This is a genomic window from Nocardioides sp. Arc9.136 (assembly GCF_030506255.1).
Lineage (GTDB): Bacteria > Actinomycetota > Actinomycetes > Propionibacteriales > Nocardioidaceae > Nocardioides.
In genome coordinates, this window is record NZ_CP113431.1 from 1,379,386 (window position 1) to 1,400,147 (window position 20,762).

At 74.4% G+C, this 20,762-nt stretch carries 17 protein-coding genes and 1 riboswitch; of the genes, 11 read left to right on the plus strand and 6 right to left on the minus strand.

What is annotated here, in order from left to right; genetic code table 11:
- Both OSR43_RS06675 and OSR43_RS06680 read right to left on the minus strand, forming a co-directional pair.
- The gene (locus OSR43_RS06675; RefSeq protein WP_302270419.1) at positions 1 to 1,605 is read right to left on the minus strand and encodes an MFS transporter; all 1,605 of its coding nucleotides are present in this window, start codon (positions 1,603 to 1,605) and stop codon (positions 1 to 3) included.
- 22 nt (positions 1,606 to 1,627) lie between these two features.
- On the minus strand, positions 1,628 to 2,239 hold the full coding sequence (locus OSR43_RS06680) for a TetR/AcrR family transcriptional regulator (RefSeq protein WP_302270420.1): 612 nt from the start codon (positions 2,237 to 2,239) through the stop codon (positions 1,628 to 1,630).
- A 167-nt stretch (positions 2,240 to 2,406) separates the two neighbouring features.
- On the opposite strand from OSR43_RS06680, the gene ligA reads away from it, so the two are divergent.
- Positions 2,407 to 4,572, plus strand: a complete 2,166-nt coding sequence (gene ligA, locus OSR43_RS06685) for an NAD-dependent DNA ligase LigA (protein WP_302270422.1) — start codon at positions 2,407 to 2,409, stop codon at positions 4,570 to 4,572.
- A 21-nt stretch (positions 4,573 to 4,593) separates the two neighbouring features.
- Here the strand turns inward: ligA and OSR43_RS06690 are convergent, their stop codons facing one another.
- From OSR43_RS06690 to wrbA, 3 genes are all read right to left on the minus strand, one after another.
- Positions 4,594 to 5,733, minus strand: coding sequence for a hypothetical protein (locus OSR43_RS06690; protein WP_302270424.1), 1,140 nt, complete (start codon positions 5,731 to 5,733; stop codon positions 4,594 to 4,596).
- On the minus strand, positions 5,726 to 6,247 hold the full coding sequence (locus OSR43_RS06695; RefSeq protein WP_302270425.1) for a SigE family RNA polymerase sigma factor: 522 nt from the start codon (positions 6,245 to 6,247) through the stop codon (positions 5,726 to 5,728). The genes OSR43_RS06690 and OSR43_RS06695 overlap by 8 nt, the downstream gene beginning before the upstream one ends.
- Positions 6,248 to 6,461: 214 nt before the next feature.
- Entirely contained in the window at positions 6,462 to 7,055 is a 594-nt protein-coding gene (gene wrbA, locus OSR43_RS06700) for an NAD(P)H:quinone oxidoreductase (protein ID WP_302270427.1), read from the minus strand.
- A gap of 105 nt (positions 7,056 to 7,160) precedes the next feature.
- Between wrbA and gatC the strand changes: the two genes are divergently transcribed.
- The 10 genes from gatC to OSR43_RS06750 all read left to right on the plus strand — a co-directional run bounded on the left by gatC (position 7,161) and on the right by OSR43_RS06750 (position 19,572).
- Positions 7,161 to 7,460, plus strand: coding sequence for an Asp-tRNA(Asn)/Glu-tRNA(Gln) amidotransferase subunit GatC (gene gatC / locus OSR43_RS06705; RefSeq protein ID WP_302270429.1), 300 nt, complete (start codon positions 7,161 to 7,163; stop codon positions 7,458 to 7,460).
- Complete coding sequence (gene gatA / locus OSR43_RS06710; RefSeq protein ID WP_302270430.1) at positions 7,457 to 8,986, plus strand: Asp-tRNA(Asn)/Glu-tRNA(Gln) amidotransferase subunit GatA; 1,530 nt, start codon at positions 7,457 to 7,459, stop codon at positions 8,984 to 8,986. Before gatC ends, gatA begins: the two co-directional genes overlap by 4 nt.
- A complete protein-coding gene (gene gatB / locus OSR43_RS06715; protein WP_302270431.1) occupies positions 8,983 to 10,491 on the plus strand; it encodes an Asp-tRNA(Asn)/Glu-tRNA(Gln) amidotransferase subunit GatB in 1,509 nt (502 codons plus the stop codon). Before gatA ends, gatB begins: the two co-directional genes overlap by 4 nt.
- Before the next feature lie 233 nt (positions 10,492 to 10,724).
- A complete protein-coding gene (locus OSR43_RS06720) occupies positions 10,725 to 12,110 on the plus strand; it encodes a phospholipase D-like domain-containing protein (RefSeq protein ID WP_302270432.1) in 1,386 nt (461 codons plus the stop codon).
- Between the two features lie 194 nt (positions 12,111 to 12,304).
- Complete coding sequence (locus OSR43_RS06725; protein WP_302270433.1) at positions 12,305 to 13,648, plus strand: phosphatidylserine/phosphatidylglycerophosphate/cardiolipin synthase family protein; 1,344 nt, start codon at positions 12,305 to 12,307, stop codon at positions 13,646 to 13,648.
- Positions 13,649 to 13,782: 134 nt separating this feature from the next.
- Positions 13,783 to 13,873, plus strand: a riboswitch (cobalamin riboswitch).
- Positions 13,874 to 13,974: 101 nt separating this feature from the next.
- Complete coding sequence (locus OSR43_RS06730) at positions 13,975 to 15,057, plus strand: hypothetical protein (protein ID WP_302270435.1); 1,083 nt, start codon at positions 13,975 to 13,977, stop codon at positions 15,055 to 15,057.
- Positions 15,057 to 15,989: a hypothetical protein gene (locus tag OSR43_RS06735; protein ID WP_302270436.1), complete on the plus strand. Its 933-nt coding sequence runs from the start codon at positions 15,057 to 15,059 to the stop codon at positions 15,987 to 15,989. The genes OSR43_RS06730 and OSR43_RS06735 overlap by 1 nt, the downstream gene beginning before the upstream one ends.
- Before the next feature lie 30 nt (positions 15,990 to 16,019).
- Positions 16,020 to 17,141: an energy-coupling factor transporter transmembrane component T gene (locus OSR43_RS06740; RefSeq protein WP_302270437.1), complete on the plus strand. Its 1,122-nt coding sequence runs from the start codon at positions 16,020 to 16,022 to the stop codon at positions 17,139 to 17,141.
- Positions 17,138 to 18,727 (plus strand): ABC transporter ATP-binding protein, encoded by a 1,590-nt coding sequence (locus OSR43_RS06745; RefSeq protein WP_302270438.1) that lies wholly within the window; start codon positions 17,138 to 17,140, stop codon positions 18,725 to 18,727. The genes OSR43_RS06740 and OSR43_RS06745 overlap by 4 nt, the downstream gene beginning before the upstream one ends.
- Positions 18,724 to 19,572 carry an ECF transporter S component gene (locus tag OSR43_RS06750; RefSeq protein ID WP_302270439.1) on the plus strand — a complete coding sequence of 283 codons (849 nt, stop codon included), beginning with the start codon at positions 18,724 to 18,726 and terminating at the stop codon, positions 19,570 to 19,572. The genes OSR43_RS06745 and OSR43_RS06750 overlap by 4 nt, the downstream gene beginning before the upstream one ends.
- On the opposite strand, the gene OSR43_RS06755 is transcribed toward OSR43_RS06750, so the two are convergent.
- Positions 19,562 to 20,761 (minus strand): sorbosone dehydrogenase family protein, encoded by a 1,200-nt coding sequence (locus OSR43_RS06755; RefSeq protein WP_302270440.1) that lies wholly within the window; start codon positions 20,759 to 20,761, stop codon positions 19,562 to 19,564. The genes OSR43_RS06750 and OSR43_RS06755 overlap by 11 nt on opposite strands.
- Position 20,762: the final 1 nt, after the last annotated feature.

Sequence of the window (20,762 nt, forward strand, 5' to 3'; positions counted from 1 at the left end):
TCAGCCGACGTGGACCCCGCCCTCGGGGCCGTCGGTCGCGAGCTCGGTGTGCTTGACGTTGAGGAACGCCCAGATCGCGATCGAGCCGAGCGCGATGAGTGCCGCGCCGACCAGGAACGCCGCCGTGGCGCCCTCGGTGAACGAGCCGAGGAAGGCGAGGCCGCCGGCCTGCTCGGGCGGGAGGCCCTGGGCGGTCAGCTGCTCGGAGAGCCGGTCCTTGGTGCCCTCGGCGTAGTGCAGGGAGACCGTGCCGAGGATGGCCAGGCCGAGCGCGCCGCCGACCTGCTGCATCGTGTTGAGCACGCCGGAGCCGATGCCGGAGTCCTCGGCGCGCAGGTGGTGCACCGCGGTCAGGGTGAGCGGCACGAAGGTGAGGCCCATGCCGATCGACATCAGGACGATGAACGGGAAGATCGACGCCCAGTAGCTCACGTCCGAGCCGAGGTGGCCGTCGGGGCCCAGCGCGAGGAGGTCGGCCGCGCCCGTGGGCACCGAGAGCCGGGAGAAGCCCACCAGGGCCACGACCGCCATCAGCGTGCCGACGCCGGCGATGTAGCGCGCGTCGATGCGGTTGACCAGGTTCGAGGAGACCCCGGCGCCGATGACGATGCCGACCGAGAACGGCAGGAACGCGAACCCGGTCTCGAGCGGGCTGTAGCCCACGACCAGCTGGATGAACAGGCTGAGGAAGTAGAACATCGCGAACATCGCGGCCGGGACCAGCGCCATCACGAGGAAGCTGGTGGCACGGGTGCGGTTGGCGAAGACCCGGACCGGGAGCAGCGGGTGGGAGACCCGGGACTCGACGAACGCGAAGGCGAGGAGCAGGGCGACGCCGGCGGCGAGCGAGGCGATCGTCCACGTGTCGCCCCAGCCGTGCGCCTCCTCGCCGGCCCGGCTGAAGCCGTAGACCAGGCCCAGCAGGCCGAGGGTGCCCGTGACGGCGCCGGGCACGTCGAGCTGACCGGGGTGCGACTCGGACTCCGGCAGGAAGCGCGGCGCCAGCAGCGCCGCGACGACGCCGATCGGCACGTTGATGAGGAACGTCCAGCGCCAGCCCTCGAGGCCGAGGATCGGGTCGAGCCCGGTGAGCCAGCCGCCCAGGATCAGGCCGACGGCGGCGCCGGCGCCCGACATGGCGGCGTACACGGCGAAGGCGCGGTTGCGCGCCGGGCCGGCCGGGAACGTCGTGGTGATCAGCGCCAGGGCGGCGGGGGAGGCGAGCGCCGCGCCGAGGCCCTGCAGGCCGCGGGCGCCGAGGAGGAGCGGCTCGCTGGTCGCGATGCCGCCCAGGAGCGAGGCGACCGCGAAGACCGCCAGGCCGATCATGAAGATCCGGCGGCGCCCGTAGAGGTCGGCCAGGCGGCCGCCGAGCAGCAGCAGGCCGCCGAAGGCCAGGGCGTAGCCGGTGACGATCCAGGTCAGGTTGGCCTCGTCGATGTCGAGGTCCTCGCCGATGAAGGGCAGGGCGATGTTGGCGATGCTCGCGTCGAGCACGACCATCAGCTGGGCGACCGAGATGAGCACGAGGGCCCAGCCCAGGTGTCGGGTACGCCCCGTCCCCGGATCGGCCACCGAGGTGTCGGTGGTGGTGATGTCGGACATGGGTGGTCCTCTTCCTTCTCTTTCAGTGGCCGTCGGTGGCGGCGGGTAGGACGATCTGGTCGATGACGCGGGCGACGAGCTCGGGTGAAGGCTCCTCGCCGAGGACGAAGACGCGGTGCAGGACGATGCCGGGCAGGGCCGCCTCGAGCAGGTCGAGGTCGGCGTCGGCGCGGACCTCGCCGCGTCGTACGGCGCGCTCCCACACCTCGCGGGAGGGCGCCTGCTTGAGGGGGACGACGTGCTCGCGCCAGGCGGCGGCGAAGTCGGCGTCGCGGGCGATGGCGGTGATGACGCTGGCGAAGAGGCCGACCTGCTCGCGGTCCATCAGGCCGTCCCCGGGGCCGAACCCGCAGAAGAGCAGCGTCAGGTCCTCGCGCAGGCTGCCGGTGTCGGGCACCTCCGTCGGCGTCTTGGTCGAGTGGAGGGCCTCCACCACCAGCCGGGCCTTGCTCGACCAGCGGCGGTAGAGCGTGGCCTTGGAGGCCCGCGCCCGGGTGGCCACGGCGTCCATCGTCAGCCGGTCGTAGCCGACGTCGCCCAGCACCTCGAGGGTCGCCGCGAGGATCTCCTGCTCGCGGTCGCCCTCGATGCGCGGTCGGGGAGCGTGCTCGGCGTCGGTGCCGGTCGGGACCATGGTCGGGTGTCCACCTCTCGTTCACCTGGACGAAACGGAACCGTTTCGTTCCATCGAGCCCCAACCAGCGACCTGCCGGTCCTATTCCACTGGTCTGGACCGCTCCCGCCGCCGCGCCTCATCGGTGGGCTGCGAGCGGTGTCGGAGGGGCCGGGCAAGATGTCCCCATGACCGACCCGACCCCGGCGAGCGAGGACGCACGCGAGGAGCACCGACGGCTGGCCGAGGAGGTCGAGGACGCCCGCTGGCGCTACTACGTGCTCGACGCCCCCTCGCTCTCCGACGCCGACTTCGACCGGCGGATGCGCAGGCTCGAGGAGCTCGAGGAGGCGAACCCCGAGCTCCGCACGCCCGACAGCCCGACCCAGAAGGTCGGGGGAGCCGTGTCCACCGACTTCACGGCGGTGGACCACCTCCAGCGCATGGAGAGCCTGGACAACGCCTTCTCCTTCGAGGAGCTGGAGGCGTGGTACGGCCGGCTGCGCCGCGACGGCGTGGAGGACCCGGCACTGCTCTGCGAGCTCAAGGTCGACGGGCTCGCCATCAACCTGCTCTACGAGGACGGCCGGCTCGTCCGCGCGTTGACCCGGGGGGACGGCCGCACCGGCGAGGACGTCACGCCGAACGTCAAGACCATCGACTCCGTCCCGCACCGGCTCACCGGTACCGACGAGCACCCGGTCCCGCGGCTGGTCGAGGTGCGGGGCGAGGTGTTCCTCCCGGTCGAGGCGTTCGAGCGGCTCAACGAGGCGATGACCGACGCCGGGAAGCCGGTCTTCGCCAACCCGCGCAACGCCGCCGCCGGCTCGCTGCGGCAGAAGGACCCCCGCGTCACGGCCACGCGCGCGCTCGGCATGGTCTGCCACGGCATCGGCAAGCGCGAGGGCTTCGAGCCGCGCGCCCAGTCCGCGGCGTACGACGCGCTGCGGGCGTGGGGCCTGCCGACCTCCGACCGGGCCCGGGTGGTGGAGTCCCTCGCCGAGGCGCAGGAGTTCATCGAGCACTACGGCGAGCACCGCCACGACGTCGAGCACGAGATCGACGGCGTCGTGCTCAAGGTCGACGACGTCGGCCAGCAGCGGCGGCTCGGGTCGACCAGCCGGGCTCCCCGGTGGGCGATCGCGTTCAAGTACCCGCCGGAGGAGGTCAACACCCTGCTCCACGCGATCGAGGTTCAGGTCGGCCGCACCGGTCGGGTCTCGCCGTTCGGGCGGATGGAGCCGACCCGCGTGGCCGGCTCGACGGTCGAGAAGGCCACCCTCCACAACGCCCACGAGGTGAAGCGCAAGGACGTGCGCCCCGGCGACACCGTCGTCCTGCGCAAGGCCGGCGACGTGATCCCCGAGATCGTCGGCCCGGTCCTGGCGCTGCGGCCCGAGGGCCTGCCGGAGTGGGTGATGCCGACCGAGTGCCCCGCCTGCGGGACCCCGCTGTACCAGCAGAAGGAGGGCGACCGGGACCTGCGCTGCCCCAACCACCGGTCCTGCCCCGCGCAGGCCCGGGAGCGGGTCTTCCACGTCGCCGGCCGCGGCGCCTTCGACATCGAGGGCCTGGGCTACGAGGCGGCCACCGCCCTGCTCGACGCCGGCGTGATCGCCAACGAGGGCGACGTCTTCGACATCACCGCCGAGGGGCTGCTGCGGGCGCCGCTGTTCACCCGTGCGCCGAAGAAGGACGAGGGCGACGGGCCGGTGCTCAACGCCAACGGCCAGCGGCTCCTCGCCAACCTCGGCGACCGCAAGCAGGTGCCGCTGTGGCGGGTGCTGGTCGCGCTGTCGATCCGCCACGTGGGGCCGACCGCCGCGCGCGCGCTGGCCCAGGAGTTCGGCTCGATGGAGCGGATCCGGGCGGCCAGCGAGGCCGAGCTGGCCGCTGCCGAGGGCGTCGGCCCGACCATCGCGGAGGCGGTGATCGAGTGGTTCTCGGTCGACTGGCACGCCGACATCGTCGAGAAGTGGACGGCCGCCGGCGTCGCCATGGCCGACGAGCGCGACGAGTCCACGCCCCGCACGCTGGAGGGGCTCTCGGTCGTGGTCACCGGCTCCCTCGAGGGCTTCAGCCGCGACGAGGCCAAGGAGGCGATCCTCGCCCGCGGCGGCAAGGCCGCGGGCTCGGTGTCGAAGAAGACCGACTTCGTGGTGGTGGGCGAGAACGCCGGGTCCAAGGCCGACAAGGCCGAGCAGCTCGGCGTGCCGGTCCTCGACGAGGACGGCTTCCGTGCGCTGCTCGAGGGTGGCGCGGACGCCGTGCGCCCGGCGGTCGCCGGGGACGGGGCCGGGGAGGACACCGGGGAGGACGCCGGAAATGGCACCGGGGCGGACGCCGAGGCCTGAGAGCCCCGGCGTCCGCAGTGGTCAGGCCTCGTAGAGGGTGCCGCCCACCCGGATCCCCGCCTCGTCCACCTCCACCGACGTGGGCGTGCAGGCACCGGTCGCGTCGCACACCGCCACCGTCTCCGCGGTGACCACCAGCAGCCGGCCGTCGGTGGTCCAGCCGCTGCCGGAGGCGCCGTCCAGGGCGACGTCGACCCGCCGCCCGGTCTCCAGGTCGACGAGCACGCCGTCCTCGGTGAAGCTGCACCGGTCGTCGTCCTTGCACAGCCGGTAGCCGTGCAGCAGCGCCGTCCGCCCGTCGGGGGACAGGCTGGCCAGCTGCTCGGGGCCGGAGGTCACCAGGAGCTCCTCCCGGCTGCCGACGGCCACGACGGCCTCGGCGTCCTGCGCGCGGGGTCCCTCGACGACGTCGACGACGTCGCGGCCGCCGCGGACCGCCGGCATGGTGCTGCCCGGCAGCGTGCTGGTGCTGACCTCGCCCGAGCGCCAGTCGACGGCCAGCGTGGCGTCGTCGAGCCCGACGTACACCGTGTCGCCGTCGAGCGCGACCGGCGGTGCCACCCAGCCGGCCCAGGTGTAGGAGCCCCGGACCGGGAAGCTCCGGACCTCCTCGCCGCTGCGCACGTCGCGGAGCACCACCTCCCAGCTGCGGGCGTCGCCGCCGGAGCGGGCGTAGGCCATGAGCGGGAGCGTGGGGTCGGTGCTCGCCACACGGTCGCCGAGGTCGAGGTCGAACGACGTCGGGGCGCCGTCGCCGTCGACCAGCTCGTAGTGGTGGTCGTCCTGGTCGGCCGAGGAGCTCGCGCCGGTGCGGACCAGCACGCCGGCGGAGGTGTAGTAGAGCGAGGTGACCACGCCGTCGACCTCGACCTCGGAGCCGTCGTCGAGGTGCACGGTGGACCCCGACCCGACCGCCCAGTCCACCGCAGGAGCGCTGGCCACCGGCAGGTCGACGCCGCGCCCGGGGGAGTCGTCGCCGCCGGTCGCCGCGAGGGCGCCGCCACCGACGAGGGCGAGGACCGCCAGCGACGTGCCGGCGGCCGCCAGCCTCCCGCGGCGCCGGATCCGCCGACCGCCCGCCAGGACGGTGGCGGGGTCCGGCGGCGGCACCCGCAGCTCGTCGGCCTCGGCGTGGAGGAGGGCGGAGAGACGTTCAGTCACGGTGGGCTCCTGAGGTGTGCGGGACGACGGCGTCGCCGAGCAGCGAGCGCAGCCGGACGAGTGCGTCGGAGGTCTGGCTCTTGACGGTGCCTTCGCTGCAGCCGAGGGCGGCGGCGACCTGGGCGACCGGGAGGTCGGCGTAGTAGCGCAGCACCACCACGGCGCGCTGCCGCGGCGCGAGCTCGGCGAGGGCCGCGACGAGGGTCGGCCGGTCCGCGAGGTCGGTGCCGGGGGCGACGTGCTCGGGCAGCTCGGCGGTCGGGCGCTCGTTGCGCCAGCCGCGCTTGCGGAACCAGGAGCCGGCGGTGTTGACCAGGACGGTGCGGGCGTACGCCGGCGCCGCCTCGAGGGTGCGCACCTTCGACCACGACGCGTACGTCTTGGCCAGCGCGGTCTGGACGAGGTCCTCGGCCTCGGCGTGGTCGCCGAGGAGGAGGTACGCCGTGCGGTACAGCGAGGGCCACGTGGCGTGGACCAGCTCGCCGAACTCGGCGTCGGAGGGTGGTCGTGGCACGGGGGGGCTCCTGTCGGGTGGTGTTTACCCGATCAGATGCCGCGACCGCCAGGACCGGTTGGGTGGGGCGGGGTGCCGGCGTACCGGCGTGCCAGCCAGGGGACCCGGTGGTTACCGGGGGAGTCTGCTGCTTCCCGGGGCAGATCCACCCCGGGAAGCGCAGGAGTCCCCGGTGGACCGGGGACTCCTGCAGGGGCCGTGCGGACGAGCAGCCTCAGCCGGCGAGCCGCTCCGCGACGGTGAGGGCGCGGACGACCAGGTGGTCCAGCGCGGCGTTGTCGTCGTCGTCCAGCTCGGCGGACTGGCCGGTGACCTTGCCGACGCCGTAGGGGTTGCCGTCGTTGAACTTCAGCTGGTCGGTGTAGCCCGGCGGCACGATGATGCCGCCGAAGTGGGCGAAGGTCGTGTGCATCGCCAGCAGCGTCGATTCCTGGCCGCCGTGCCGGGTCTGGGAGGAGGTGAAGGCGGTGTAGACCTTGTCGGCCAGCTTCCCCTGGGCCCACAGCGGGCCGAGGGTGTCGATGAACGACTGCAGCTGGCTGGTCACGTGGCCGTAGCGGGTCGGCGAGCCGAAGACCACGGCGTCGGCCCAGTCCAGGTCGTCGGGCGAGGCGACGGGCTCGCCCTCCACCTCGCGGCGGTGGGCCGCCCAGGCCTCCTGGCCCTCGACGACCTCGGTCGGGGCGGTCTCGGCGACGTGGCGCAGCCGCACCTCGGCACCGTGCTTCTCGGCGGCCTCGGCGACGCGCCGGGCCATCTGGTGGGTGGTGCCGTAGGAGGAGTAGTAGACGATCGCGAGCTTGGTCATGAGGAGCGGTGTCTCCGTCCGGTTGGGGTGTTCGGTTGACCGTTCAACTTCTCCGGTGCCCGACCGGCGACGGGACAAACGGGCCGGGCTCCTAAGATCGACCCCATGCCTGAGATAACGCGTGACGAGGTCGCGCACCTGGCGGACCTCGCCCGGATCGACCTGGACGACGCCGAGCTGGACCACCTCGCCCCGCAGCTGACGGTGATCCTGGAGTCGGTGGCCTCCATCACCGGGGCCGCCGGCGACGACGTGCCGCCGACGTCCCACCCGCTGCCGCTGACCAACGTCTTCCGGGAGGACGTCGTGACCCCGTCCCTGACCCCCGACGAGGCGCTCGCGATGGCGCCCGCCGTCGAGCAGCAGCGCTTCGCCGTGCCGCGGATCCTGGGGGACGAGCAGTGAGCACGCGAGACCACCTCGAGACCCGCACCGCCGCCGAGCTCGGCGACGCCCTGGCCGCCGGCGAGACCACCTCGGTCGCGCTGACCCAGGCCCACCTCGACCGCATCGCCGAGGTCGACGGCGCGGTCCACGCGTTCCTCCACGTCGACGCCGAGGGTGCGCTGGCCCAGGCCACCGAGTCCGACGCCCGCCGTGCCGCCGGCGCCGCGGCCTCGCGCCTCGACGGCGTGCCGATCGCCGTCAAGGACGTGCTGACCACGGTCGGGATGCCCACCACGTGCGGCTCGAAGATCCTGGAGGGCTGGCTGCCGCCGTACGACGCGACCGTCGTGCGCCGCCTCAAGGAGGCCGGCCTGCCGATCCTCGGCAAGACCAACATGGACGAGTTCGCGATGGGCTCCTCGACCGAGCACTCGGCGTACGGACCCACCCGCAACCCCTGGGACCTCGACCGGATCCCGGGCGGCTCGGGCGGCGGCTCGGCCGCGGCCGTGGCGGCCTTCGAGGCGCCGCTGGCCCTCGGCACCGACACCGGCGGCTCGATCCGCCAGCCCGGCGCCGTCACCGGCACCGTCGGCGTGAAGCCGACGTATGGCGGGGTGTCGCGCTACGGCCTCGTGGCGATGGCCAACAGCCTCGACCAGGTCGGGCCGGTGACCCGCACCGTGCTCGACTCCGCGCTGCTGCACGAGCTGGTCGGCGGGCACGACCCGTTCGACTCCACCAGCATCGCCCAGCCGCTCCCGGGCCTGGTCGCTGCCGCGGAGCAGGGCGCCCTCGGCGACCTGACCGGCGTGCGGGTCGGCGTCATCACCGAGCTGCAGGGGGAGGGCTACCAGGCGGGCGTGCAGGCGCGCTTCACCGAGGCCGTCGAGCTGCTGGTCAAGGCCGGCGCGGAGGTCGTCGAGGTCTCCTGCCCGAGCTTCGTCCACGCCCTGGCGACCTACTACCTGGTCATGCCGTGCGAGGCCTCCAGCAACCTGGCGAAGTTCGACGCCATGCGCTACGGCCTGCGCGTGCTCCCCGAGGGGATCGACAACCCGAGCGCCGAGCAGGTCATGCGCGCCACCCGTGACGCCGGCTTCGGCGACGAGGTCAAGCGCCGCATCATCCTGGGCACCTACGCGCTCTCCAGCGGCTACTACGACGCCTACTACGGCCAGGCCCAGAAGGTGCGGACGCTGATCAGCCGCGACTTCGACGCGGCCTTCGAGAAGGCCGACGTCCTGGTCTCCCCGACGGCGCCGACGACCGCGTTCAAGCTCGGCGAGAAGCTTGATGACCCGCTGGCGATGTACCTCAACGACCTCGCCACCATCCCGGCCAACCTCGCCGGCGTCCCCGGCATGTCGCTGCCCAGCGGCCTCGCCGAGGACGGCCTGCCCGCGGGCTTCCAGGTGCTGGCGCCCGCCCTGGCCGACGACCGGCTCTACCGCGTCGGCGCCGCGCTGGAGGCCGCGCTGCACGAGCAGTGGGGCGGCCCGCTGCTGGCGCAGGCACCCGCCCTGGAAGGAGCACCCCGATGACCACCACGAGCACCCGCGAGGCACTCATGCCGTGGGACGACGTGCTCGCGTCGTACGACCCGGCGCTGGGCCTGGAGGTCCACGTCGAGCTCAACACCGCGTCGAAGATGTTCTGCGGCTGCCCCACGGAGTTCGGCGCCGAGCCGAACACCCAGGTCTGCCCGACCTGCCTCGGCCTGCCCGGCGCCATGCCGGTCGTCAACGGCAAGGCGGTGGAGTCGGCCATCCGGATCGGGCTGGCGCTCAACTGCGAGATCGCCGAGTGGTGCCGGTTCGCGCGGAAGAACTACTTCTACCCGGACATGCCGAAGAACTTCCAGACCTCCCAGTACGACGAGCCGATCGCGTTCGAGGGCTACATGGACGTCGACGTCGACGGGGAGACCTTCCGCGTCGAGATCGAGCGCGCGCACATGGAGGAGGACACCGGCAAGTCGCTGCACGTCGGCGGGGCCACCGGTCGCATCCACGGTGCGGAGTACTCCCTGGTCGACTACAACCGCGCCGGCATCCCCCTGATCGAGATCGTCACCAAGCCGATCCGCGGCGCGGGGGAGAAGGCACCGGAGATCGCCAAGGCGTACGTCGCGCAGCTGCGCGAGCTGATCGTCGCCCTCGGCGTCTCCGACGCGCGGATGGACCAGGGCTCGATCCGCGCCGACGTGAACCTCTCGCTGGCGCCGAAGGGCACCGGCGAGCTGGGCACCCGCACGGAGACCAAGAACGTCAACTCGCTGCGCTCGGTGGAGCGGGCGGTCCGCTACGAGATGCAGCGCCACGGCGCGATCCTCTCCGGCGGCAGCCCGATCCTCCAGGAGACCCGCCACTGGCACGAGGACACCGGCATCACCACCAGCGGCCGGGAGAAGTCCGACGCTGAGGACTACCGGTACTTCCCCGAGCCCGACCTCGTCCCGGTGGCGCCCTCGCGCCAGTGGGTCGACGAGCTGCGCGGGACGCTGCCGGAGAACCCGACCGTGAAGCGGGCCCGGCTGCAGGAGGCCTGGGGCTTCTCGGACCTGGAGATGCGCGACACGGTGGGCGCCGGCGCGCTCGGCCTGGTCGAGGAGACGATCGCCGCCGGCGCCAGCCCGCAGGCGGCCCGCAAGTGGTGGCTCTCCGAGCTCGCCCGTCGCGCGAACGAGGCCGGCACCGAGCTCGCCGGCCTCGGCGTCTCGCCGGTCGACGTCGCCCGTGTCCAGGCGCTCGTGGACTCCGGCGCGATCAACGACAAGCTGGCGCGCCAGGTCTTCGACGGCGTGCTCGCCGGCGAGGGCACCCCGGACGAGGTCGTCGAGGGTCGTGGGCTCGCGATCGTCTCCGACGAGGGCGCGCTCTCCGCGGCCGTCGACAACGCCATCGCGGCCAACCCCGACGTCGCCGACAAGATCCGCGACGGCAAGGTCGCCGCGGCCGGTGCGCTCATCGGTGCGGTGATGAAGGAGATGCGCGGCCAGGCCGACGCCGGCCGCGTGCGCGAGCTGATCCTCGAAAAGCTCGGCTGAGCGCGCGCCTCCTGCTCGACCCGGCCAGGGGCCACCCGGCCCGTCCACGTGGACGGTCCCGGGTGGCCCCTGGTGCGTCGTGCGCCGGTGTCGAGGGGCGACGAACCGCAACGAGCGCGACCAGCCGTGACGAACGTCGACCGTGCGGCGTGTGACGGCTGTGACTGGTGGGACGGACCCGTACCCTGTGCACGCGGTCTTGGGGGACCGTCTCGTCCGTTGCTAGGAGTGTCGTGTCCGTCGTCCGCCGCACCCTGGGCCTGCTCGTCCTGAGCACGGTCCTCGCCCTCGTCCTCACCCTCGCCGGGTCCGTGCCGCTCGGCGCCGGCCCGGCCACCGCGGCGCCCGCCGCTCCGTCGGCCCGGTCCGTCGCGTCCGTCGGGCCCGCAGCCCTCGTGGCGGCGCCGCCGGCCGCACGCAAGGGGCCGAGGAAGGCGTGGCGCCCCCGCGCCGGCGCGACGTTCAACAACCCGCTCGGCGGGCGGCGCGAGCGGCGCCGGATCGTGCGCCAGGTGATCAAGGCGATCGACCACACCCCCCGCGGCGGCCAGATCCGCGTCGCGAGCTGGAACGTCCGCAACGCCGGCATCACCCGCGCGCTCGCCTCGGCGCACCGCCGGGGCGCGACCGTCCGGATGATCATGTCGCGCGGCAACCTGGGGACCAGCGAGGACCCGAACCCGGGCGTGCGCAGCCTGGTCCACGAGCTCTCCACCAACGGCAACGACGCCCGGCGACCGGCCCGCCGCAGCCACGTGAAGACCTGCGTGAGCTCCTGCCGCGGCACCAGCGGCATCTCGCACTCGAAGTTCTTCCTCTTCAGCCGCACCGGTCGCGCCCGCTGGGTGGTCATGAACGGCTCCTTCAACGCCACCGACCTCGCCTCCAGCAACCAGTGGAACGAGATCTACACCGTGCGCGGCAAGCCGGGGATGTACGACGCGTTCCGCGGCACGTTCGCCCAGATGTGGCGCGACAAGCCGGTGCGCAAGGCCTTCACCCGCGCCAAGGTCGGCCCGGTCACCGCGTTCTTCTACCCCTACGCCGGGCCCCGGGCGCGCCGGCTCGACCCGGCCCTCAGCGAGCTGAAGGCCGTGCGCTGCCGCGGTGCGCGCAACACCGCCAGCGGCCGCACCAAGGTCCGGATCGCGATGACCAGCTGGTTCGGCGAGCGCGGCACCCGCCTGGCGTGGCGGGTGCGCCGGATGCAGAACCACGGCTGCGACGTGAAGATCGTCTACGCCGTCATGGGCAACGAGGTGCTGCGCATCCTGCGCCGCGAGGGCCGACGGCCGGTGCGGATGCGCCAGATCGTCCAAGACTTCGACGGGGACGGGGTCTACGACCGCTACCTGCACATGAAGGTGCTCACCATCCGCGGGCGCTACCGCGGGGACCGCTCGGCCTGGATCACCGTCAACGGCTCGGCCAACTGGTCGCCGGCGGTGCTCAACAGCGACGAGGCGGTGCTGCGGATCAAGCGCCCCTCGGTCCTGCGCGACTACGACCGGTGGATCACCAAGCTCTACCGGCACCCGCCCGAGACCGGTCAGCTCGCGCCGCTGCTCGGCCGCCGGCTCGGCGTGCTGGACCCGTACGCCGAGATCGAGGTCGACTGACCGGCCCTGACCGGCCCTGACCGGCCGTGACCCGCGCTGACCGGGAAGCGGAGGGCCGGCGGCGCCGGACCCGCCGGACCCGCCGGACCCGCCGGCCCCGGGCACCCGGGTCCCGTGTGGCACGGGGGGCTCTTGTTACCGTCGTGGATGCAGTTGTCCCCCCACGACCGAGCCGATTCCGGGGTGCCTCGTCGATGACCAACCGCCCGTCCCTCCCCTTCGCACGGACCTCCCTCCTCACCGCGCTCACGAGCGTCGCCGCCGTCCTCGCCCTCCTGGCCGGCCCCCTCGCGGTGCCGGCCGAGGCCGCCCGCTACACCCCACCGGCGGGGGTGAAGACCAATGACCCGCTCGGTGGGCGCGACGCCCGTCGCGCGGTGATCGGGCACGTCATCAAGTCCATCAACGCCGTGCCGCGCAAGGGCCAGATCCGCATCGCCAGCTGGAACGTCCGCAGCGACGACATCGTCGACGCGCTCATCCGCGCGCACGCCAAGCGCAAGGTCGGCGTCAAGGTCGTCATGGACCGCCTCAACGCCAACCCCGACAACCCCAACCGTGGCGTCAACCGCCTGCAGCGCGCGCTGAAGGAGGGCAACGGCTCCCGCAAGCCGTACCTGCGCAGCGGGCTGCGCAAGTGCGTGAGCGCCTGCCGCGGGCGGGGCGGCATCGCCCACTCGAAGTTCTTCCTCTTCAGCCAGGCCGGCAAGGCCCGCTGGGTGGTCATGAACGGCTCGTTCAACGCCACCGACCTCGCGGCGTACGGCCAGTGGAACGACATGTACACCGTCGTCGGCCGCAAGCCGGTCTACCAGGAGCTGCGCACGGTCTTCGCCCAGATGTGGCAGGACGAGAACGTCAAGCAGGGCTACCGGCACCGGGCCTTCGGCAGGAGCCTCACCACGATGGTCTACCCCTGGCGCGGCAAGGGCACGCAGGGCGACCCGGTGCTGCGCGAGCTGTCGAAGATCTCCTGCACCGGCGCCCGCAACACCTCCTCGGGCCGGACGAAGATCCGGATCTCGATGACCTCCTGGCACGGTGAGCGCGGCAAGAAGATCGCCTGGGCGGTGCGCCGCAAGCAGAACTCCGGCTGCAACGTGAAGATCGTGTACGCCGTCGCGGGCAACGAGGTGCTCCGCATCCTGCGCCGCGAGGGCGCGAAGCCGGTGCCGCTGCGGCAGGTCACCCAGGACTTCAACGGCGACGGCGTCTACGACCGCTACCTGCACACCAAGGTGCTGACCGTGCGTGGCCACTACGGCAACGACCGCCGCGCCACCATGACCCTCAACGGCTCGGCCAACTGGTCCCCGGCGGCGCTGCCGAGCGACGAGGTGCTCATCCGGCTGCAGGCTCCGGGCGTGCTGAAGCGCTACAACGGCTTCGTCGAGCGGCTCTACCGCAACCCGCCGCCGCGCTCGCGCCCGGCCGCCGGGCGGACGGCGCGCACCGGCGCCGTGCAGCTGCCCGAGCACCTGCCCCTGGGCACGCTCGTCGACGGCGTCGACCCCTACGCCCTCATCCAGGAGGGCTGACCGGGGAGTCCCGACGCCCCGCCGCGGACGCGGTGGGGGAGGCCCGGCTGAGGCCTTCCTCACCCGTCCGAGGACGGTTGGGGGCGGGTGCAGCGTGGAGTACGCTGCCGCAGACATCCACACCGTCCACAGCCAGGGGAAGCCGGTCCGAGTCCGGCGCTGACCCGCAACCGTAGGTCGACGGCACCCAGCACCACCGGGACCGCGCGGCGAGCCGGAGCACCTGCTGCGAGACGCCCGATCACACGCTGTCGAGGAACGCAGCGGGTGGCCACGCCGGGGCTCCCCGGTCGCAGCCGTCCCGCTGGCGCAGCGGGAAGGAACACATGCGCAACCCAGCTCGCCTGCTCGCCGGAGGTCTCACCGCAGCGGTGCTCTCGGCCGGCGTCCTCTCCGCCCCCGCCCACGCGGCCCCCGAGGACCGCGGTGCCCGGTGGCTCACCCAGCAGCTCACCGACGGGCTGGTCCACAACGACCAGTACGACTTCGACGACTACGGCCTGACCGCGGACGTCGCCCTCGCCCTCGACGCCGTGGGCGGCGAGGCCCGGACCGTGCGCACGATCCGCAAGGCGCTGGCCCCTCGCGTCGACAGCTGGACCACGGGTGCCGACTTCGGCTCCAGCGACGTGTACGCCGGCTCGGTCGCCAAGGCCGCCGTGCTGGCCCAGCGCGCGGGCGCCGACGCCCGCGACTTCGGCGGCACCGACCTGGTCAAGCGGCTCAACGGCCGTGTCGTCAAGAAGGGCGCGGCCGCCGGCCGGATCCAGGACCGGGGCGCGACCGACTACGCCAACACCCTCGGGCAGGCCTACGCCGCCGAGGCCCTCTCCGTCGCGCGCTCGCGGCACGCGGCAGCGGCGGTCCGCTTCCTGCTGCGCCAGCAGTGCGACGCCGGCTACTTCCGGGTCACGCTCGACGCCGTGGACGCCGCCAGCCACGGCTGCGACGCCGCGCCGCGCTCGAACGCCAAGCCCAACGTCGACGCGACCGCCGTCGCGGTGATCTCCCTCCGCGCCCTGCCCCAGAAGTCGACGAAGGTCCGCCGCGCGATCAGCTCCGCGCTCGGCTGGCTGGCCAAGCGCCCGCAGCGCGACGGCCTGTACGCCTCCGACGGCCGGCGCACCGGCAGCGACCCGAACGCGAACAGCACCGGGCTCGCCGCCTGGGCGCTGGGCGACGCCGGTCGCTGCTCGGCGGCCCAGAAGGCGGCGCGCGCCGTCGCCGGCCTCCAGCTCACCGGCTCCTACGCCGGGACGCCGCTGGCCGGCGAGAAGGGTGCGATCGCCTTCGACCGCGCCGCCGAGAAGGCCGCGCGCGACGGCATCTCGGTGGAGGAGCGCGACCAGTGGCGCCGCGCGACGGCGCAGGGCGTGCCGGGCCTGGCGTACACGTCGGGCTGCCGCTGATGCTCCGCCGCCTGCTCGCACGCGCGGCCGCCGCGACCCTCGTGGTCGCGGCGGCCGGCGTGGTGACCCCGGCGCCCGCCCAGGCCGCGGCCTGCTCGAGCGACACCGGCGTCACCGCGGTCGTCGACCACAACCAGCTCGGCGGCGGCGTGCAGCAGGTGTGCGTCCCGGGCGGCGGCGGTGACACCGCGGCTGCCGTCTTCGGCGCTGCGGGGTTCCCGCTCTCCTACGCCCAGCGCGACCCCGGCTTCGTGTGCCGCGTGGGTGGCGTGCCCGCCAGCGACCCGTGCGTCAACGCCGCGCCGGCCGACGCCTACTGGGCGCTGTACTGGTCCGACGGCACGTCGGGCTCCTGGACCTACGCCTCCCTCGGTGCCGGCAGCCTCACGGTGCCCGACGGCGGCTACGTCGCGTTCTCCTGGCAGGGCTCGAGCACCAAGAGCCCGCCGAGCGCGACCCCCACGCCGCACCGGGCCCCGGCCGCTTCGCCGAGCCCCACCGCGGGCCCGACGAAGCAGCCGTCCACCGGCGGCGGGCGCTCCACCCCCACGGCGGGGCCGACCCGCGGCCCGGCCGCGGCGCCGACGACCAGCGGCTCGGCCGGTGCCGCGGCGTCGCCCTCCGCGGACGCGTCGACGACGGCCGGCGAGGACGCAGCCGGGGGGCGCGAGGACCGCAAGGACCGCAAGGCCCGCGAGGACGACGAGCGCCGCTCGGGCGACCGGCGCGCCGGTGCGTCCGGCTCGGCCTCGCCCAGCCCGTCGGAGGCCGGCTCCACGACGTACCCGGCGGTCGAGGAGGACACCGCACCCACCGCCGCCGAGCCGGACGACGACGGCCTCCCGGCCTGGGTGCCGCTCGCGTTCGTCGTGCTCCTGCTGGCCGCGGTCGCCGCGGTCGTGGCCCGCCGTCGCACGACCGGGAGGCCGTGAGCACGGCCATGACCAGAGCATGAGCACGGCGTGAGCGGGACCAGGTCGGGCGTGGCCGACGTCCGCGCGCGGGCCCGGGCGGCGCGCCTGCCGCGCGACCTCCACCCGGTCGCGTGGTACGCGTGGGCGATCGGCCTGGCGACGGCCGCCTCGTCGACGACCAACCCGCTCGTCCTGGGCCTCCTGCTCGCCGTGGCGACGCTCGTGGTCGTGAGCCGCCGCTCCGACCAGCCGTGGGCGGCGTCCTTCCGGCTCTACCTCTGGCTGGGGCTCCTCGTGCTGGTGCTGCGGGTGCTGTTCCGGGTCGTCTTCGGCGGCAGCTACCCCGGCACCGTCCTCCTGGACCTGCCGCAGGTGCCGCTCCCGGACTGGGTCCTGGGCGTCACGCTGCTCGGCCCGGTGACGCGGGAGGGCCTGCTGAGCGGGGTGTACGACGGGCTGCGGCTCGCCACGATCATCGTCTGCATCGGCGCGGCCAACGCGCTGGCCAACCCCAAGCGGCTGCTCCGCTCGGTGCCGCCGGCGCTCCACGAGGTCGGCACCGCGCTGGTCGTCGCCGTCACCGTGCTGCCCCAGCTGGCCGACAGCGTCCGGCGGGTCCGCGCCGCCCAGCAGCTGCGCGCGGGGGAGGAGCGCCGCGTCCGGGGGCTGCGGCGCGTGCTCGTGCCGGTGCTGGAGGACGCGCTCGAGCGCTCCCTGGCGCTGGCGGCCGGCATGGACGCCCGCGGGTACGGCCGGGCCCCGGGCCTCGGGAGGACCGAGCGGCGCACCACCGGGGCGTTCCTGCTGCTGGGCCTGTGCGGCATCTGCGTCGGGGTGTACGGCGTCCTCGACCGGACCGCGCCGCGTGCGCTGGCGGCCCCGATGCTGGTCCTCGGCGTGGTCGCGGCGGTGGCCGGCCTGGCCAGCGCCGGGCGGCGGGTGGAGCGCAGCCGCTACCGGCCCGACCGGTGGCGCTGGCCGGAGCTGGTCGTCGTCGCCTCCGGGGTGGCCGTCGGCGCGGTCGGCGTGTGGGCCAGCCGTAGCCAGGTCGCGATCGCCTACCCCGACCTGGCCGGCGCGCCGGAGATCAGCCTGGTCCTGCTCGTCGGCGTGCTCCTCGGAGCGCTCGCGGCGGTCGTAGCGCCGGCGCCGAGGACGGTGGCGGCGTGATCGAGCTGCGGGGCATCACGTTCAGCTACGGCGAGGGGCACCCGCCGGTGCTCGACGGCGTCGACCTGACGATCGAGGAGGGCGAGCTGCTCCTGGTGAGCGGGCCGACCGGCGTCGGGAAGTCGACGCTGCTCGGCGTCGTCACCGGCCTGGTGCCGCGGTTCTCCGGCGGCGTGCTCACCGGCGACGTGCTCCTCGACGGCACCAGCGTGGTCCAGGCGCCGCCGCGCGACCGCGCCCACGTCGTGGGGTACGTCGGCCAGGACCCCGCCGCGGGGTTCGTGACCGACACCGTGGAGGAGGAGCTCGCGTACGGCATGGAGCAGCTCGGCCTGCCGCCCGCGACGATGCGCCGCCGGGTCGAGGAGACCCTCGACCTGCTCGGCATCGCCGCGCTGCGCGACCGGGACCTGCGCACGCTCTCGGGGGGCCAGCAGCAGCGGGTCGCCATCGGGGCGGTGCTGACCATGCACCCCCGACTGCTGGTCCTCGACGAGCCCACCAGCGCCCTCGACCCCACCGCGGCCGAGGAGGTGCTCGCCACGCTGACCCGGCTCGTCCACGACCTCGGCGTGTCCGTGCTCCTGGCCGAGCACCGGCTCGAGCGCGTGGTGCCCTTCGCCGACCGGATGCTGCTGCTCGACGGCAGCGGGTCGGTCCGCGTCGGGGAGACCGCCGAGTTGCTCGAGACCTCGCCCGTCGTCCCGCCGATCGTCGAGCTCGGCCGGCTCGCCGGCTGGCACCCGCTGCCGCTGAGCGTCCGTGACGCGCGCCGACGGGCGCGCTCGCTGGTCCTGACCCCGCCCGGGGCGGAGCCCGGGACCGACCCCGGCCGGGACACCCGGTCCGGCGCCCCCCTCCTCGACGCGCGGTCGCTGACCGTGGTCCACGGCCGCACCACCGCGCTGCGCGAGGTCGACCTGCGCCTGGTCGCCGGGCGGGTGACCGGCCTGATGGGTCGCAACGGCGCCGGGAAGTCCTCGCTGCTGTGGGCGCTGCAGGGCAGCCGCCGCCGGCACGCCGGCACGGTCGACGTCGCGGGGCAGGACCCCGCCCGCCTGGGCCCGGCCGAGCGCCGGGCCGCGGTGGGGCTGCTGCCCCAGGACGCCGCCGACCTGCTGTACCTCGAGACCGTCGCCGAGGAGTGCGCCGCGGGCGGCCCGACCACCCGCGGGATCCTCGACTCCCTCGTGCCCGGTGTCCCCGACGACGCCCATCCCCGTGACCTCTCCGAAGGCCAGCGGCTCGCGCTCGCGCTGTCGCTGGTGCTGGCCGCCCGGCCCCGGGTGCTGCTGCTCGACGAGCCGACGCGCGGGCTGGACTACGCGGCCAAGGAGGTCCTGGCCGCGACGCTGCGCCGCCTCGCCGCCGACGGCCGGGCGGTGCTGGTCGCGACGCACGACGTGGAGTTCGTCGCCCAGGCTGCCGACGACGTGGTGGTGCTGGCCGAGGGAGAGGTGGTCTCGGACGGCCCGGCACGCCGCGTGCTCGCGGAGTCGCCGTCCTTCGCCCCGCAGGTGGCCAAGGTGCTCGGGCCGCCGTGGCTGCGGGTCGACGAGGTCGCCCGGGCCCTGGAGCCGGCGTGAGCGGCGCAGGCTCGACGGCGGCGGTCCGCGTCTCCCGCCGCTCGGCGCTCGTCCTGTCCGTGGCGTCCCTGGCGGGGCTGATGATGCTGTGCTGGCCGCTGCTGCTGCAGTCGCCGGGCGAGGCCCGCGTCGACCCGCCGTTCCTGTTCCTGGCCCTGCTGCCGGTCGTGGTGGTGGTCGTGCTCGCCGAGCTGACCGAGGGCGGGCTCGACGCCCGGGTGCTGTCCGTCCTCGGCGTGCTGAGCGCGGTCCAGGCCGTGCTGCGCGCCGTCTCCGCCGGCACGGCGGGCGTGGAGCTGGTCTTCTTCCTGCTCGTGCTGGCCGGGCGGGTCTTCGGGCCCGGTTTCGGATTCGTGCTCGGGTGCACGTCGCTGTTCACCTCGGCGCTGATGACCGCCGGCGTCGGGCCGTGGCTGCCGTTCCAGATGATGTGCGCGGCCTGGCTGGGGATGGGCGCGGGCCTGCTGCCCCGCCGGGTGCGGGGGCGCTGGGAGATCGCGATGCTGGCGGCGTACGGCGTGCTGGCGGCGTACCTCTTCGGCGCGCTGATGAACCTCTCGTCGTGGCCGTTCCTGCTCGGCGTGCAGGTGCCCGGTCACGAGGGGTCGCTGGCCTTCGTGCCGGGCGCGCCGGTGCTCGACAACCTCGCAACGTTCGCGCGGTACACCCTGCTCACCTCGACCGGCAGCTTCGACACCGGCCGTGCCGTGACCAACGCGGTCGCGATCGTGCTGCTCGGCCCCGCGGTGCTCACCACGCTGCGGCGGGCGGCCCGGCGCGCGACCGTCGTCGGCGAGGTCCGCCGGGTGGACGGGGCGGAGGCCGAGCCGCCGGTCAGGGCCTGAGCGCCAGGATCCGGTCGTCGCCCTCGACGGGCTCGCCGCGGCCGTCGCGGTTGCTCGTGCTCAGCCACAGGACGCCGTCGGGCGAGACCGCGACGGTGCGCATCCGGCCGTGCTCCCCGACGAGGAACGCCTCGGGCTCCCCGGCCCCGCCGCCCTCGACGGGCACCCGCCACAGGCGCTCGCCGCGCAGGGCCGCGAGGTAGAGGTGGCCGTCGAGGAACGCCAGTCCGGAGGGCGAGGCCTCATCGGTGCGCCACTGCACCTCCGGGTCGACGAACTCGCCGCTCGGCCCGCCCTCGATGTCGCCCTCGGCGCGGCCCTCGACCTCGGGCCAGCCGTAGTTGCGACCCTTCTCGACGAGGTTCAGCTCGTCCCACGTGCTGTCGCCGAACTCCGAGGCCCACAGCCGGCCGTCCGCGTCGAACGCCAGGCCCTGCACGTTGCGGTGGCCCCACGACCAGACGGGGGAGTCGAAGGGGTTGCCGGGCGCCGGGTCGCCCTCGGTCGTGATCCGCAGGATCTTGCCGCCGAGGTCGTCACGGTCCTGGGAGCGCGACTCCTCGCCGCCCTCGCCGGTGGAGACGTAGAGGTGACCGTCGGGCCCGAACAGCAGCCGCCCGCCGTCGTGGATGAACCCGTTGGGGATGCCGGTGAGGACGTCCTCGGTCGCGCCGAGCCGGTCGCCGCGCAGCTGCGCCCGCACGACGCGGTTGTCCTCCGCGGTGGAGACGTAGAGGTAGACCAGCCGGTCCTCGGCGAAGTCCGGGGAGACCGCGACACCCAGGAGGCCGGCTTCGCCCTGGGGGGCGGCCGCGTCGATCGTGCCGAGCTCGGTGACGTCGCCGTCCGCGGTCACGCGGAGCACGCGGGTGGTGTCGCGCTCGGTGACGACGGCGTCGCCGTCGGGCAGGAAGTCGATGCCCCACGGGGCCTCGAGGCCGGTCACGACCGTGCCCGTCACCGTCGGTCGCGCGGAGGTCCCGCCCGCGCCGGCGCCGCCGTCGGGGGTCCCGCTCGCGCTCCCACCGGGGCTTCCACCGGAGGAGGGTCGCGACGACGGGCTCGCCGGGGCGGTCCCGGTGACGTCGACGTCGACCTCGTTGCCGCCCTGGCCGCACCCGGCGAGCACGAGCGGGGCGAGCAGCGCGCCGGCGGCGTACGTCGCGAGGCGGCGGGTCGGCCGGCGCACG

Bases quoted from the DNA above. Each gene is read 5' to 3' on its own strand.
- OSR43_RS06675 (WP_302270419.1), bottom strand. From the start codon at position 1,605: ATGTCCGACATCACCACCACCGACACCTCGGTGGCCGATCCGGGGACG.
- OSR43_RS06680 (WP_302270420.1), bottom strand. From the start codon at position 2,239: ATGGTCCCGACCGGCACCGACGCCGAGCACGCTCCCCGACCGCGCATC.
- ligA (WP_302270422.1), top strand. From the start codon at position 2,407: ATGACCGACCCGACCCCGGCGAGCGAGGACGCACGCGAGGAGCACCGA.
- wrbA (WP_302270427.1), bottom strand. From the start codon at position 7,055: ATGACCAAGCTCGCGATCGTCTACTACTCCTCCTACGGCACCACCCAC.
- gatC (WP_302270429.1), top strand. From the start codon at position 7,161: ATGCCTGAGATAACGCGTGACGAGGTCGCGCACCTGGCGGACCTCGCC.
- gatB (WP_302270431.1), top strand. From the start codon at position 8,983: ATGACCACCACGAGCACCCGCGAGGCACTCATGCCGTGGGACGACGTG.
- OSR43_RS06725 (WP_302270433.1), top strand. From the start codon at position 12,305: ATGACCAACCGCCCGTCCCTCCCCTTCGCACGGACCTCCCTCCTCACC.
- OSR43_RS06730 (WP_302270435.1), top strand. From the start codon at position 13,975: ATGCGCAACCCAGCTCGCCTGCTCGCCGGAGGTCTCACCGCAGCGGTG.
- OSR43_RS06735 (WP_302270436.1), top strand. From the start codon at position 15,057: ATGCTCCGCCGCCTGCTCGCACGCGCGGCCGCCGCGACCCTCGTGGTC.